Raw genomic sequence first — 14192 nt, 5'->3', positions numbered from 1 at the left:
ACGAAGGGGCCGGCCACCATGCGGTGGCCGGCCCCTTCGTCGTGGTGCGGGATCAGCTGTTGTAGTTGATGACCTGCTGGTTCTCCTGGGGCATGGAGGCGCTGTTCTGCGACTGGACGATGCCAAAGATGGCCAACGCCGCCACGAGAGCGCCCAAGACGGTGCCGCCGACGTTGTAGGCGATCTTCTTCGAGCCGGTGTTCACAGGGAAGCCTCCAGGAGTGGATGTCTTTCGTCCATGGTAAACCCGCGAGTCACTACGGCGCCACTCATACGGGAGTGCGTCGTGTCTCACCGCGACGTGACCGCACGCCCAGACCGACGGACACGAGGACGGCAATCAGCGTACCGACCAACCCTGCAGCCGCCAGAGGGCCGCTTGAGGTGGTCGTTGCGTTCGAGCGCCCGAGGTCGTGCACCTCGAGATCACCGGTGACGAGGGCCGGCTCACCGGGAAGGTCCGGCACCGACCGCGCCGGAGCCGGTTGGTCCGTCTGGACGACGACCCAGCGCACGCCCTCCTGACGCAGGACGTCGGCCAGGTCCGTGCCCGCCGCCAGCGACGCGGTCACGGCAGCCGCCGAAGGGCCCTCCCCCGCAACGGTCGGCTCGCCGCGCAGGGCGAGTCGGTCGTCGGTGACGACCCGCTGGGGCAGGAGTCGGTTCCACGGGTCGAGGACGACCCGGTCGTCGTTCCAGTCGTAGCGACGGTAGGTCGACCACGGGAAGACCGCCACCGACTCGGTCGAGGTCGACAGCCGATCGGTCACGGTCTCGAACTCGTCCGGCCAGCTGACGCTGCCCCAGGTGCCCGAGTGCCCCCACGCCAGTGTCGGGAGGGTGGCCACGGGCCAGGCCACGGCGACAGCCAGCAGGACCACCGGGAGTCGTTGCACCCGGATGCGGTCGACGACCCGAGCCGTGGCGACCGCCAGGAGGAGCACCCACAGTGCCGCGAACTTCTGGCCGTCACGCAGGATGCCACCGCCGGGGACGGTCGTCACCACGGCCTCGAGGAGCAGGTGCCCTGCGGGCAGGGCACCCAGCCCCGCCAGGACCAGCCCCAGGACGCCGCCCACCGTGGCGCCCCGGGAGAGCGGGTCCGCCCACCAGTGCCGGCGACCCAGGCAGAGCAGGAGCAGGGCGAGCACCGCCAGCAATGCTCCCGCGGCCACCGGCCAGGTCGTGCGTTCGACGAACCACGTTCCCTCGTGCCAGAGCCCGCCGCCGAGGGCCAGTGAGCCCAGGGCCCCGAAGGGGGTGTCCCCCGCCGCGGCGAAGGCACGTGCGCCGTCCGGGTCGGCCGCGTGGGAGGCCGAGCGCAGGAAGGGATACCACCACGACGCATTGGCCAGCAGTGCGGTGCCGACGACGATCGCGAGGTGCCGCGGACGGGGCCGTCCCGGTCCGCCCGGGAGGAGCACCACCACCGCCGCGAGGATCGTCGCGATGACCCCGGGGGTCGAGCCGGCGAGCGCCGACGCCGTGAGCGTCGCGACGAGGGCGGCGACCCCCTTCCCCGAGGACCGCAGACGGGCTGCGGCCGCGAGGACCCACGGCAGCAGGGCGAAGCCGACGAGGTAGCCCCAGTGGCCGATGCCGAGCCGTTCACCCACCCACGGGTTCCACGACCACCAGGTCGCAGTGGCCACGGCACCCATCCGGGTGGTGGCCAGCCGTCCGGCCCCGGCGCCACCGAGCACGAAGCTGCCCAGGAGGACCAGCTTCTGCACCACCCATCCCGGCAGGACCAGGGACGCGAGTGCGACCAGCAGGTCGTTGGGGACGGCACGCGGCACGGTCCCATCGGTGCCGAGGGTGCGTGCCGACAGCGGCAGGTCCGGGACGAAGACGAGGTCGTAGTGCAGCGTGTAGCCCGGCGCCAGCGCCGGGCCGAGGACGAGGATGCCGAGCACGAGGCCGACGCCTCCCCCGACCGTCACCGGCCGCAGCCGGGAGCGTGTGCGGTCCATCAGCGCGACCGGTGCAGCGCCTCGACCTCGCTGAAAGCCGCGCCCATGGCCACGCACTGTGTTGCCAGATCGTGGTGGGTCAGGGCATGGCGTCGGTTGGCCACCCCGACCTCGGCGCGTCGGACCGGGTCGGCCAGGTGGTGCAGGATCCCCTCGGCCAGTGCCTCGGCCGAGTCCTCCACCAGGTGGTTCGGCGGGTGGACCGCCTCGTCGTTGGTGCCGCACCGGGTGGTGACGATGGCCAATCCGCTGGCCAGGGCCTCGAGATAGGCCAGGCCCAGCTGCTCGGTCCACTTCCAGGTCGCGCGCGGCGCCGTGGTGAACACGGCGGCAGAGCGCATGACCTCGGCCACGCCGGCGGCGTCCAACGTCCCCATGAGTTCCACACCGTTGCGCGGGTCCTCGGCCTCGGCCCGCACGAGGTGCTCCAGGGGCCCCCTGCCGGCGACCCGCAAGCGGGCCTCGGGGATCGAGCGGCGCACGATGCGCATGGCCTGAAGAACGCGGTCGATGCCCTTGTTCTCCGCCAACGGCGAGGCGAAGACGACGACCGGCTCCTGCGTCGGCTCCTGCGCCGGGTGGAACAGCGCGGTGTCCACGCCCGGCTTGACCACCCGGATCAGCTCCTCGTCGAACCCGTTGGCCAGCAGGTGGTCCTTGGCCGCGTCGACCATGCACAGCAGCAGGTCGGCGTCACGACAGGAGTTCAGGGCCTGGCGGTAGGGCGGGATCCGGTAGAGGGGCTGGTCGGGCAGGTTCTCCCACGTGACCACCGCCTGCAGCGGACGAGCCGAGCCGGCGGCGCGTGCCGCACGGCGCCACGCCGACGCCTGTCCCGTCACGAGCGAGCAGAGCTCGAGCGAGGCCACCCAGTCGTGCGCCAGGGGATCCTGCTCGTCCAGACCGCGGACCCAGGCGAGAGCCCCTGCCTCGACGAAGCGCTTGATGGGCCGGCGATAGGTGCTGGGGATCCAGTCGACCTCCCCCACGGGCTCCTGCCGAGCCATCGCCCGAACCCGGGTGCCGGGCATGCGTGACATCCAGTACAACTCGCGGCGGGCTCGCTGGTCGGGCAGCGAGACCCACAGCATGCGTCGCACGTCGTCGGACCCCGGGCTCATCGTCCCGCCTGCCCGGTCCGGTCCCGTCGTCCCCGGCGGGCACCGAGCGCGTAGCCACCGGCCTCAAGAGCGCGCAGCAGCACCATCCCCGCAGCGTGCCCGGGTTGCCGCAGCAGGCGGCGGTGGTTGCGCACGTAGGACTTCACGACGGCCCGGCCCTGCGCCGTCACGGCACCGTCGTGCTCCTGGGCGAAGGCGGGGATGCTGCGGCCGTAGTAGTACCGCTTGCGGATGACGTCAGCAACCGTGAGCCGTCCCTCGTCGTGATCGATGATGATCGGGGCCAGCTCGATGCCGGCGCCACTGGAGCGCATCTTCATCCGCAGGTCGGCGTCCTCCGGCCCCGACATGTCCAGGTGGAAGGCCCCGTCCCCGAGCAGGTAGTCGCGCCGCACCAGTCGCGGGTTGTGCAGCCACGGGTCGTCGAGGTAGCACTCGCGCTCCAGGGCACGGCACGCCGTCCAGAACCCGTCGCCGATCGTGCGCTCCGGCAGGGCGATCCCCATCGCACCCGTCGCGTGCGCCGTCTCCAGGGCCAGGGCGATCGTCCGGGGCGGGAGGATCATGTCGCTGTCGAGCCACAGCACCCACTCGGACGTCGCGGCGCGCACTCCGGTGTTGCGTTGTGCCGAGCGCTCCGGTCCGGCGGTGATGACCCGGTCGGCGATCTCCTCGGCGATCTGCGGGGTGCCGTCACTGCTGTGGTTGTCCACGACGATCAGCTCGACGTCGGGGTGGGTCTGGTCGACGACCGAGCGCAGACACGCCTCGATCGTGCGCATGTTGTTTCGGGTCGGGACGACGACTGTCACGGAGGTCACAGGCCGGGCTCCTCTGGTGGGTCTTGTCGCATGAAGGTACCGAGGACCGCGAGCACGAGGCCGGCACCGGCGATGTGGTGGGGCACGAGGGCCGACTTGACCGCATCTGCACTGACCGTACCCAAGGTGTCGGTGACGAAGCCGGCGTACAGGACGAAGACTGCTGCGGACAGCAGGACGAGTCCGGCCCCGGCCGTGATGAGGAGGCCGGGGCGCGCGGCCCGGCGGCGCACGAGGAACACGACCGCCAGCGCAGCCAGGCCACCGCCGACCCCGGTCAGGGCGGCGGTGCCCAGAACGAGTCCGGCCTCGACCGCCAGTCGTCGACCACCACGCTGCTCGGTCAGCAGCTCAGCGAGCCCACGGGTGACGGGACGGTGGCGCAGACCATGGATCCGAGCGGACCGGGTCGGTTCACCGTCCACGGCAACGGCGTCGTCGCCACCCGGGAGGGAGCCGGCACCGCTGTTGAAGGGGTCGTCTTCGGGCACGTCACCGGCGAGGAAGGCATCGTCCTCGCCCGTGGTCGAAGGTGGGCCCTCGGCGGAGGAGGCGGGCGGCCCGCCGGGCTCATGCTCCCACTCGCTCTCCCGCTCGGTGCGCAGGCTGGCGACACGACGTCGCACAAGGGGGCCGAAGAAGACCGCGATGGCCACGAGCAGTCCGGCCCCGGACAGCCCCAGGGCGACGTTCGCCCGCCGCTGCGGCCCGTACCCGATGTGGACGGTGTGCGCATCGAGGTCGTCGACGTACCAGCCGACGGCGTACCCGTTGACGACGACCGGCTCACCCAGGTCGGTCCCGTCCTCGAGGGCCGCGTTCCAGCGGGGGTCGTAGCCCTGACCAATGGACAGGAAGTAGGGCTCCTGCGCCCGACCGACGTCGACGGTCATGCCGGAGGTGAAGGTCTTTCGCTCCACCTCGACGACGGGCGAGGGCACCTCCTCGACGACCTCGCTCCCGTGGACGTCGCGCAAGCTCAGCTCGTCGAGCTGGAAGTCCTCGACCGGGCGCAGTCGGTGCTCACCCCAGACGAGTGGCTGCTCCTCGCACCCGACCCAGGGGGTGCCGTGGCCGTCGGTCCCGCCGATCTGCTCCGGGTCCTTCGGCCGCATGCGGACGGGCTCACCGTCGATGGTGGCGACCGTGACGCACGGGCGCTCGATCCCTCCGCCGGTGACCGTGGCGCCGGTGTCGATGGTCACGAACCTCGCCGGCAACTCACCCCGTGACTCGTCCACCTCATCGATCCGCAGGCGAACGGTCCTACCGCTCGTGCCGGGTGGCAGCCCGATCGTGGCCGTGCCGGGGCCCAGACTCCCGGTCGCGACCTCCTCGCCGTCGACGAGCACGGTGGCGGTGGTCGCCCAGGCCGTGTCGTCATCGTCGCCGGGGCCCGGCTTCTGTGTGACCGTGACCTGCGAGAGGTCCCGCTCCGCTCCGGTGAGCTGCCACCACGCCTCGGTGATCTCGCCACCGGGCACCCAGGCCGTCTTCGCCGAGCCGTCGGCAGCCTTCGAGGCACGACGAGCGAGCGAGTCGAAGTACGTGCGATTGGAGCGGGCCCGATAGGTGTCGTCCATCCCGGAGAGCCGGTCGGCCGCCGGCTCGAGATCACCGCGGACACGTACCCGGGCGCCGACCTCGAAGGTCCGCTCGTCCGGGAGCGTGAAGTTGCGGCGCAGGTCGGTCTCGGTGTCGTCGTCAGGGTCCGAGGTGTTGTCCACCCGGGTGAAGAGCACGTCGAGCGGGGCGTCCGCGAAGTCCCGGCGCTCCTTCGCGGACAGCTCGCCGTACAGGCGCGAGAAGGTGTCGGGCGTCTCGATCGCGCGCTCGGCGACGAGGCCGTCGTCTCCCAGGTCGACCTCGGAGACGCCCACCAGGCTGACGCCCTCGCCTCGCAACCCCGTGACGGTCAGCTCCACCTCGTCGGTGCGCACGCCACCCAGGTCGATCGTCGCGGTGCCGTCCTCGGCGACCTCGACCGTCCGCGCCACGTCGCCCGCGCGCACCTCGAGTGAGGAGATCGCCACATCACCCAGCGACGTGGTGTGGATGCTCACCGTGTCGAGGGTGCGCTTCTCCGGCAGTCGGAGGGTGAGCGATTCCCCCTTCGCTCGCCGGAAGTCACCGAAGAGCCACGAGGTCGACGGGTCCCCGTCGACGGCGTTCTCCGCAACGCCGTACGGCAGGTCGAAGAATGCGCCGCCCTCGCTGGTGGCATCGACGAGCACGCCGCTCGCGGTGAGCGTGCTCTGGTCCTCGGCACTCCCGAGAGCCCGGGTGATCGTCGGTGTCTCGTCGGGAGGCAGCACGGCTCCCTGGTTTGCGGTCAGCCGGTTGGTGATGGCCTCACGACGCTGGTTGGTGTCGGTGAGGACCATCCGGGACTGCTGCTCGAGGAGATCCCTCAACTCCTCCTGCGACATGTCCTGGGCATAGCGCATGGCAGGTGACCCCTTGAGCAGCCCCTGCTGGGCCATCGCAGGGATGGCCCACGCGTCACCTGCCACGACGAGGCTGCCGGGCACCGTCGACGCGCGCACCATCCCCCGGGAATCCTTGACCCCGTACAACTGCAGGGGCGGGAGCAGGGCCTCCGACTCGGGTTCGGGGGGGACGGCCCGGGTGAACATGTTCTGACCCGATTGGCCGAAGTTCTGCAGACCCTGGAGGCCATCGTCCTCACTCAGCGCCCGGGCATTGTGCGCCGGACGGGCCCCTCCGGTGTCCTCCCACTCCACGTCATGGCGCAGCAGGACGTGGTCGACCCCCAGGTAGCGGGCGAAGGGAGAGATGTCCGTACTCCCAGACGTCCCCGACTGCAGGGTGGTGTTCAGCGCCGCCAGGTAGTTGCCACCCCACTGGGAGGTGTTGGGGATGGTCTCGGGGATGACGGCATCACGCTCGAACAGAGAGTTGGGCAGGTCGTCCGGTCGATCGAGGCTCCAGCGGTAGTCGGACCTGGTCTGCCCGGGCAGGAGGAGCGCCCTGTGGTTGGGGTCGCCCGTGTCGACGGCGTCTGCGGCCTGCTCCCAGTAGTCCGGCACGTCCAACGGCGAGACGTAGAGGTTGCCGGTGACCGCGGGGGCGACCAGCGCGATCACGGCCGCGGTGCCCAGGGTACCGACAACCGGCGCACCACCGGGTCGTCGCACGAGGGTGGGCAGCAGGCGGACGATCGCCCACCCGATCACGAGCGCGAAGGCCAGTGCCAGGCCTGCACCGACCTTGTTGGTGGTGCGGAAGGCCACGAGTGGCCCGACGTGCTCGAAGACCTGGCGCAGAACGAGCGCGAAGAGCGATCCGCCGCTGCCGCCGGGGTAGAGCCCGACCATGATCACCGCGACGATGCCGGTGGCCACCGCCGACAGCCGGGCCAGGCGTGTCGGCACCACCTTCAACGCCAGGAGCGCCAGCGCCGGCCAGAGCATGGTCAGCAGGATGATCACGGCGCTGGTGAAGTACATGGCGAACTGCGGCAGCCACGGGCCGGCGTCTCCCGACCCGTAGTACGACCACAGCCCCAGACCACGCAGGACCTCGACGAAGGAGCTCGTACGGGCGATCCCGTCCAGCGACTCCGACCCGGCGGCGATCTGGGTTCCCGTGTCCGTGGCCGCCGCACCGGGGATCAGCCAGTAGAGGGAGACGACGATGACGAACAGGGCACTCCTGCCCAGGGAGGCCGCCACCTGGGACCAGCGCAGACCCTGCTCGGCGCGCACGTAGAGGGCCACCGGGATGACCAGCAGGAGCTGGTAGACGGGGATGATGCCGACGTTCATCCCGCTCATGCCGAAGAAGACCAGTCCGACGGCGGCCGGCCACGCCCAGCTCGACGGGGTGCGCAGCGACTTCGTCACCGCGACGAGCAGCCAGGGCAGCAGGGCCATCGGCAGGGCGACCGCCAGAGTGCTGCCCGCGGCCACCGCGTAGGGGTTGGCGATGTAGGCAACACCGGCGAGCAGGCCTGCCCAGACGCTCGCGCTGGGGACGAGGGTGCGCAGGAGACGGTTGGTCCCCCATGCGGCCAGCGCCCAGAGGATGAGGTGGTAGATCTTGAAGGCCAACTCGGGGTCGAAGCCGAGTTGGCGCAGGAGGGCCGTCGTGGCCAGGACCGGGACCAGTCCCACGTTGAAATTCGGCGACCCGAGGTAGGGCGAGGACGTCCACGCCGACAGGTACCGCGGAAGCATCTCGCCGGGGTTGAGATAGACCTCTGGTTTGATGTCGGTCTGGAAGACACCCCAGCTGTTGGCGAAGACGATGACGGCCAGGACCACGAAGAGGATGGCGGAGACCGTCCGAACGGAGACCGCACGGGGTAGCCGGAGCCGGCTGCGCACGCTGACGTCTCCTCTCGTCCGGGTTCTGGGGTGACGCACCTGCAGCACGCCGGTCGAGCGATCCTAGCCGACGGGACTGACGCTGCTACCGGGGCGTAACATCTAAGCCGTCTACCCACCCATCGACCGCATCAGGAGTGCCATGTTCTCGCGCACTCGCCGGATGCTGCCGACCGCCGGGCTGCTGCTCGGGGTCGCGATGGGGCTGGCCAACGTCATGGGCTACGTCTTCGTCGCCCTGGTCTCGGCGACCCTGGGGCCCGCTGACTTCGGTGGGTACTCCGCGCTGAACACCTACGGCATCCTGCTCGCGATGCCCGCCGGGGCATTCCAGGTGATCGTCGCCCGGCGCCAGACCCGCACGCACCGTGACCAGCACCGTCACGTGACCGGACTGGGGACCTCCCTCGTCGTCGGCGTGGTCCTTGCCGCGATCACCATCGCCCTTGCTCCCCTGCTGCGCGACCTCCTGCGCCTCGAGACGGCCTCGTCGGTCGTCTGGTTGGCGTTGATGCTGCCGCCGATGACCGTCACCGGCGCCCTGCAGGGTGTGCTGCTCGGGCGCGAGGCCTACGCGCGTCTCTCACTCGTCTACCTCGTGACGGCCGGCACCCGACTCGCCGCCGCCGGGGTCGCCGTCGGCTGGCGATTCGACGTGGCCGAGGTCTTCGCGGCCACCTTCGTCGCGTCGGTGGCCACGATCGGGGCTGCTCTGGCCCTCGCCCGGAGGGATCTGGGCGCGGGAACCCGTGCACCACGGATCCTCGAGTTGCTGGACGACCTCGTCCGCAGCAATGTCGCGCTCGCCGGACTGATGGCCCTGTCGAGCCTTGACGTGGTGCTCGCTCGCACGGTCCTGACCGACCACGACAGCGGCTCGTACGCCCTGGCCGCGCTGTTCGGCAAGGTCGTCTTCTGGGGGACGCAGTTCGTCGCCCTGGCGATCGTGCCCGCCCTGGCCGACTCCCGCACGGGCGGGCAGGTGCGCACGACGCTGCACCGCTCCGCCCTGGGTGTACTGCTCATCGGCTCCGCGGTCTCCATCGGGTGCGCCCTCTTCCCCGGCCCGCTCGTCGCGCTCTCGGGAGGCTCGGCATTCGTCGACGCCGAACCGCTCCTGGTGTGGGCCGCCGTCGTCGGGACCCTGTGGGCCATCGTCCAGGTCTGGCTCTTTGCCGGGATGAGCCGCGGCGACCACGTCATGACGGTCGTGGTCTGGTTCGCCGCGGGTGTCCAGGCCGTCCTGGTGCTCGTGGCCTTCAACAGCTCGCCCTACGAGATCTTCGCGACCGTGGGGACCACCGCCGGGGTCGTCGCCCTCATCGGTCTGGCGCGAGTGCCCAGGGGTGGGATGACCCCGGCCCCGGACTCGGCCGAGACTGCGGAGGCACTGGGCATGACGCGGGAGTGACCCGCGGTGGTCCCGATCAGCCCTGATCGATCGAGCTGGCCTTCTTGGATGGGTAGAGCTTCTTGGCCAGCGGGATGAGCTCCGGGAAGTGATGGATCGCCTTCCAGGCCGCCTTCTGGCCCGGCCCCAGCGAGGCCAGGTAGGCAAGGCGGCGCCAACGCACGTCCCAGGGCTCCTCGCTGCCTCGTGCCGTCGCCTCGTCACGGCGGAAGCTCAGGGCGTGCAGGCCGTTGGCCCATCGCGGATCACCGTTGACCTCGGCATCCCACCGGCGCTCGACGCGCCACTGCGGGTGCCGCGCGATGAACTCCTCGTGTGCACCGCTCACCATCGGGTAGCTCGCGTCGTCGACGAGGATGATCGCCTCATCGGCCAGCCACGGCTCGATGATGCCCAGCGCGAGGTAGTGCGAGAGCCCGGTGTGCTCACCGTCGTAGAAGTAGACCCCGACCGGTTTGTCGATGATCCCGGGCCGACGCAGCAACGAGAAGCAGTTGCCCTCGATGAGGCGCACGTCCGCGTGGGCGGCGAACGTGGCCAGGTTGCGCTCGAGTTCCACACGGGCCGCCCGGCCCTGCATCCCGAACTCGAGGTAGTTCTCGACGACGTAGAACGTCTTGTCGTCAACGTCCTGGACCGCGGCGGACATCGAACGACCCTTGTAGCTGCCGACCTCGAGGTAGCACTCGTCAGCGGGCATGACACGCGCCGCCGCGTTCAGCACCGCGAGCTCGTTGGCCGAGGTGTAGCCGTTGACGGACTCGGCGATCTCGACGAAGCGCGGGTCACGTGGCGCGCTGGCCTGCGGGTCCCCGTCGAAGGCCCGTTCGACCTCGGCGAGGAACTCCTCGACCCGCATCAGCGCCAGCCGTCCGAGGACCAGTCGTCGTCTGCACGGCGCCGGGGAGCCGGGGACGCGAAGTCGTCGTCCCGCAGTACCGAGCGGCGTCCTCCGCGGCGGCGGCGGGCCGTCCGGCTGTCCGCGACGTCGAGGTCGTCATCGACCGCGCGGTCACGTCCGTTGTCCACACCGCGCAGGCCTTCGGACCGCTCCGCGGTGGGCGGTACGTCGTCACCGCGGTCGCGCAGGTCCTCATCGCGGTCGCGCGTGTCGGCGCGCAGGTCGATGTCGTCGTGCCCGCGGCGACGCGGGCGGTCGTCATCCCAGTCCTCGTCGTCGCGCCGACCGCGCAGCAACCAGAACGCGCCCAGCCCCACCAAGGAGACCCCGGAGAGACCGGAGTAGATCGCCTTGTTGCGGGCGACCGTCTCGGGGTCGTTGCAGACGTTCTTCGCGTCGGTGTTGGGGGAGCTCGGGGATCCGCACTTGAAGATGCCCTGCTGGCCACCGGTCTCGAGGACGACCGGGCTGGTGTAGAAGAACACCGCGGCGAAGATCAACGGGATCCCGAGGATGATCGCCAACGGAGCGATCTGCCGTGTGGTGGACGTCGCCTCGGTGTGCTCATTCATGGAGCGAACATTACCCGCCGGTCGGGTAATAATGGCCTCGCCCCCTTCGGAATCAGGTCATGACCGCGACAACCTCAGCCCCCCAGCACAAGTCCCTGCCCTACCGTCCCGCCATCGACGGTCTGCGGGCATTCGCCGTCCTCGCCGTCATCGCCTTCCACCTGCTGCCCGGGACCTTGCCCGGAGGCTGGTTCGGCGTGGACGTCTTCTTCGTCATCTCCGGTTTCCTCATCACCGCTCTCCTGCTGGCCGAGTACCGCCGCGAACGAGGCCGCATCAATCTCGTCGGCTTCTGGCTCGCCCGCGCCCGTCGGCTCCTGCCCGCCCTCTTCGTCGTGCTCGCTGCCGTCCTCGTCGGCGCGACATTCCTGACCATGTCGGGACGCACCGGAAATGTCGCGGGCGATGTGCTGGCCACCCTCGGGTATGTGGCCAACTGGCGCTTCGTCCTCGGCGATGAGGCCTACTTCGGTCAGGTGGCCTCGCCCTCACCCCTGCGGCACGCCTGGTCGCTGGCGGTCGAGGAGCAGTTCTACCTCATCTACCCCATGATCCTCATCGGCCTGCTCGCGCTCATCCGACGCCGGGTCACCCTCTTTGCGGTCCTCACGGTCGTCAGCGGCGCCTCGGCGGTCCTCATGGCCCACCTGCACCACCCCGGGCTCGACCCGAGCCGCATCTACTACGGCACGGACACCCGCGCCCACCAGCTGCTCGTGGGCGCAGCCGTCGCCGCGCTGATCAGCGGGGGCCCTGGAGCAATCGACCGCGACAAGGCCCGCATCCTCGACACGTGGTGCCGTCGGCTCGCCCTCCCTGCGCTGCTCGTGGTGCTGTCGGCCTTCTGGTGGGCCGGCCCCGCCCAGAGCGTGATCTTCGAGGGCCTGGCCGTACCGCTCTCCCTGGCCATCTGCGTGGTGCTCGTCGCCGCGACGAGCCCTGCCGCATCGCTGACCCAGAGACTGCTCTCGTGGGAGCCCTTGCGACGGATCGGGATGGTCTCCTACGGCCTGTACCTGTGGCACTGGCCCATCATCGTCTTCCTCAACGACCAGGTCCTGCCCATCCCGACCGCACCACGGGTCGTGCTGCAGGTGGGGCTCACCTCGCTGCTGGCCTGGCTGTCCTACCGGTATGTCGAGCGTCCGGTCCGGCGGGAGGGCATCAGAGCCCTCGTGCCCCGGTTGCCCAGGGCGAGCGTGGTCTTCGCCTGGGCCGCGGTCCCCGCCCTGGTCGTCGGCGCGGTGACGATGCCGGCTGCGGCCCGCACCGTCGCGACGACGACCGCGTCACCGAGCGAGCTGACCATCCCCCAGCCCGCGTATCGTCCCGGTGGCCAGATGGTCTCGGTCATCTTCATCGGGAACTCGGTTCCGCAGAGCCTGATCACCTACTTCAAGCCATCGAACCACCCTGACCTTCGCCTGTTCGACACGACGAACATCGGCTGTGACCCTTTGGCTGCCGCCAAGTTCAGCAACGGCAAGGTGCAGCCTGAGCAGGAGGGGTGCTCTGCCTGGCGGGCCGGATGGGGTGAGGAGATCGCGTCGGATGATCCCGATGTGGTCCTCTACTTCGTGGCGCACACCATGGTCACCGACCGAATCGACCGCGGGACCGTGGTCGAATTCGGTTCGCCCGCGTGGGTCGACCTCATCGAAGAGGGCCTGGACAGCGCTCGATCGGCCGCCGGAAGCCACCAGTTCGCCGTGATCAACGTCTCCTGCCACAAGATGCCGACGTTCAACAGCGAAGAGATCAAGCGCGTCAACGACGCGGAGTACGTCACGACCCTCAACGAGGCTGTCTCGGCCTGGGCGGAGGACAACAACGTGCCGGTCCTGGACCAGTACTCCCTCCTGTGCCCCGGGGGCGAGTACCACGACACGATCAACGACGTCCCGCTCTACCAGGACGCGATCCACTTCACGAACGAGTCGGGCCCGATCTTCTGGCGCTGGTTGGCACCACGCCTGCAGCGAGTCTCCCGCGGGGAGGACCTCTCCTGAGCCGCACCGATGCCGTGATCCTTGCCGGGGGCCTGGGCCGGCGGATGCACCCGCTGACGCAGGACTGCCCCAAGCCGCTGCTCCCCGTCGGGCCGTGGAGCCTCGTCGAGCACCAGATCGCTGCGCTCGCCCGAGCCGGTGTCGGGCGGGTCGTCCTCTCCACCGGGTACCGCCACGCGGACTTCGAGAAGCTGGTCACCACGCTCCGGGCGAAGGGGGTCGACCTCATCACGGTCGTCGAGGACACCCCACTGGGGACCGGGGGTGGCCTCAGGGAGTCGCTACGGGCCCTCCCCGGCGCCGAGGCCGTCATCGTCCTCAACGGGGACCTGCTCACCGGGCACGGCCTCGCAGCCCAGGTGGACCTCCTGCGTGCCGCTCCTCCTGCGGTGGCCGCCGCCGTACACGTGCGGGAGGTGCCCGATGCCCGGCCCTACGGCAGCGTGCTCGCCGATGGTGACGGGCGGATCACCGCCTTCGTCGAGAAGTCGCCCACTCCCCCTTCGTCCACCGTCAACGCCGGCACCTACGTCGTGCGCCCCGCGCTGCTCGATGCCATCCCCGACACCGGGGCCGCCTCCCTCGAGCGGGACGTCTTCCCCCCTCTCGCCGAGCGGGGAGCCCTGCTTGCCCACCGCGAGGACGCCTACTTCCTCGACGTCGGCTCCCCGGCAGCGCTCGTGCGGGCCACCCGGGACCTGCTGCTCGCCCCCTGGCCCGGCGCGGCCCCGACGCCGCGCGGGGAGTCGCTCGTGCTGCCGGGCGCCGTCGTGGCCCCGGGGGCCAGGCTGTCCGCCGGCACCGTCGTCCACGCCGACGCGCGCATCGGAGCGGGAGCGCGACTGGAATCGGCCGTCGTGCTCCCCGGCGCACGGGTCGACGACCACGCCGAGGTGGTCCGGTCGGTGCTCGGTCGCGGTGCCCGTGTCGGCGCCGGTGCCCAGGTCGTCGACTCCGCGCTCGGCAGTGGCCAGCAGGTGGCCCCGGGCGAGCACCTCACCGACGCAGTCCGCCCCGAGGTCTGACCCGCCCCGC

At 70.5% G+C, this 14192-nt stretch carries 10 protein-coding genes; 3 read left to right on the top strand and 7 right to left on the bottom strand.

Translation table 11 applies throughout. The features are described from left to right. Positions 1–52: 52 nt before the first annotated feature. The 5 genes from BJY20_RS15090 to BJY20_RS15070 form a co-directional block, all read right to left on the bottom strand. On the bottom strand, positions 53–205 hold the full coding sequence (locus tag BJY20_RS15090; protein ID WP_185992281.1) for a hypothetical protein: 153 nt from the start codon (positions 203–205) through the stop codon (positions 53–55). 64 nt (positions 206–269) lie between these two features. Then, positions 270–1973 carry an MmpA family trehalose lipid delivery protein gene (locus BJY20_RS15085; RefSeq protein ID WP_185992280.1) on the bottom strand — a complete coding sequence of 568 codons (1704 nt, stop codon included), beginning with the start codon at positions 1971–1973 and terminating at the stop codon, positions 270–272. Beyond that, positions 1973–3094 carry a glycosyltransferase family 4 protein gene (locus BJY20_RS15080; RefSeq protein ID WP_185992279.1) on the bottom strand — a complete coding sequence of 374 codons (1122 nt, stop codon included), beginning with the start codon at positions 3092–3094 and terminating at the stop codon, positions 1973–1975. Before BJY20_RS15080 ends, BJY20_RS15085 begins: the two co-directional genes overlap by 1 nt. After that, positions 3091–3915 (bottom strand): glycosyltransferase family 2 protein, encoded by an 825-nt coding sequence (locus tag BJY20_RS15075; protein WP_343062933.1) that lies wholly within the window; start codon positions 3913–3915, stop codon positions 3091–3093. The genes BJY20_RS15080 and BJY20_RS15075 overlap by 4 nt, the downstream gene beginning before the upstream one ends. Next, positions 3912–8264, bottom strand: a complete 4353-nt coding sequence (locus BJY20_RS15070; RefSeq protein WP_185992278.1) for an alpha-(1->3)-arabinofuranosyltransferase domain-containing protein — start codon at positions 8262–8264, stop codon at positions 3912–3914. Before BJY20_RS15070 ends, BJY20_RS15075 begins: the two co-directional genes overlap by 4 nt. 142 nt (positions 8265–8406) lie before the next feature. On the opposite strand from BJY20_RS15070, the gene BJY20_RS15065 reads away from it, so the two are divergent. Continuing rightward, positions 8407–9675: an oligosaccharide flippase family protein gene (locus BJY20_RS15065; protein WP_185992277.1), complete on the top strand. Its 1269-nt coding sequence runs from the start codon at positions 8407–8409 to the stop codon at positions 9673–9675. Between the two features lie 16 nt (positions 9676–9691). Here the strand turns inward: BJY20_RS15065 and BJY20_RS15060 are convergent, their stop codons facing one another. Both BJY20_RS15060 and BJY20_RS15055 read right to left on the bottom strand, forming a co-directional pair. Next, on the bottom strand, positions 9692–10534 hold the full coding sequence (locus BJY20_RS15060; RefSeq protein WP_185992276.1) for a class I SAM-dependent methyltransferase: 843 nt from the start codon (positions 10532–10534) through the stop codon (positions 9692–9694). After that, a complete protein-coding gene (locus BJY20_RS15055) occupies positions 10534–11148 on the bottom strand; it encodes a hypothetical protein (RefSeq protein ID WP_185992275.1) in 615 nt (204 codons plus the stop codon). Before BJY20_RS15055 ends, BJY20_RS15060 begins: the two co-directional genes overlap by 1 nt. A gap of 59 nt (positions 11149–11207) precedes the next feature. On the opposite strand from BJY20_RS15055, the gene BJY20_RS15050 reads away from it, so the two are divergent. Both BJY20_RS15050 and BJY20_RS15045 read left to right on the top strand, forming a co-directional pair. Continuing rightward, positions 11208–13157: an acyltransferase family protein gene (locus BJY20_RS15050; protein WP_185992274.1), complete on the top strand. Its 1950-nt coding sequence runs from the start codon at positions 11208–11210 to the stop codon at positions 13155–13157. A 14-nt stretch (positions 13158–13171) separates the two neighbouring features. After that, entirely contained in the window at positions 13172–14182 is a 1011-nt protein-coding gene (locus BJY20_RS15045) for a sugar phosphate nucleotidyltransferase (RefSeq protein ID WP_185992273.1), read from the top strand. The last annotated feature ends 10 nt before the right edge of the window (positions 14183–14192 follow it).

Source organism: Janibacter cremeus, from assembly GCF_013409205.1.
Lineage (GTDB): Bacteria > Actinomycetota > Actinomycetes > Actinomycetales > Dermatophilaceae > Janibacter > Janibacter cremeus.
This window is presented reverse-complemented; position numbering and strand designations above follow the sequence as displayed.

Bases quoted from the DNA above. Each gene is read 5' to 3' on its own strand.
- BJY20_RS15050 (WP_185992274.1), top strand. From the start codon at position 11,208: ATGACCGCGACAACCTCAGCCCCCCAGCACAAGTCCCTGCCCTACCGT.
- BJY20_RS15055 (WP_185992275.1), bottom strand. From the start codon at position 11,148: ATGAATGAGCACACCGAGGCGACGTCCACCACACGGCAGATCGCTCCG.
- BJY20_RS15080 (WP_185992279.1), bottom strand. From the start codon at position 3,094: ATGAGCCCGGGGTCCGACGACGTGCGACGCATGCTGTGGGTCTCGCTG.
- BJY20_RS15060 (WP_185992276.1), bottom strand. From the start codon at position 10,534: ATGCGGGTCGAGGAGTTCCTCGCCGAGGTCGAACGGGCCTTCGACGGG.
- BJY20_RS15085 (WP_185992280.1), bottom strand. From the start codon at position 1,973: ATGGACCGCACACGCTCCCGGCTGCGGCCGGTGACGGTCGGGGGAGGC.
- BJY20_RS15065 (WP_185992277.1), top strand. From the start codon at position 8,407: ATGTTCTCGCGCACTCGCCGGATGCTGCCGACCGCCGGGCTGCTGCTC.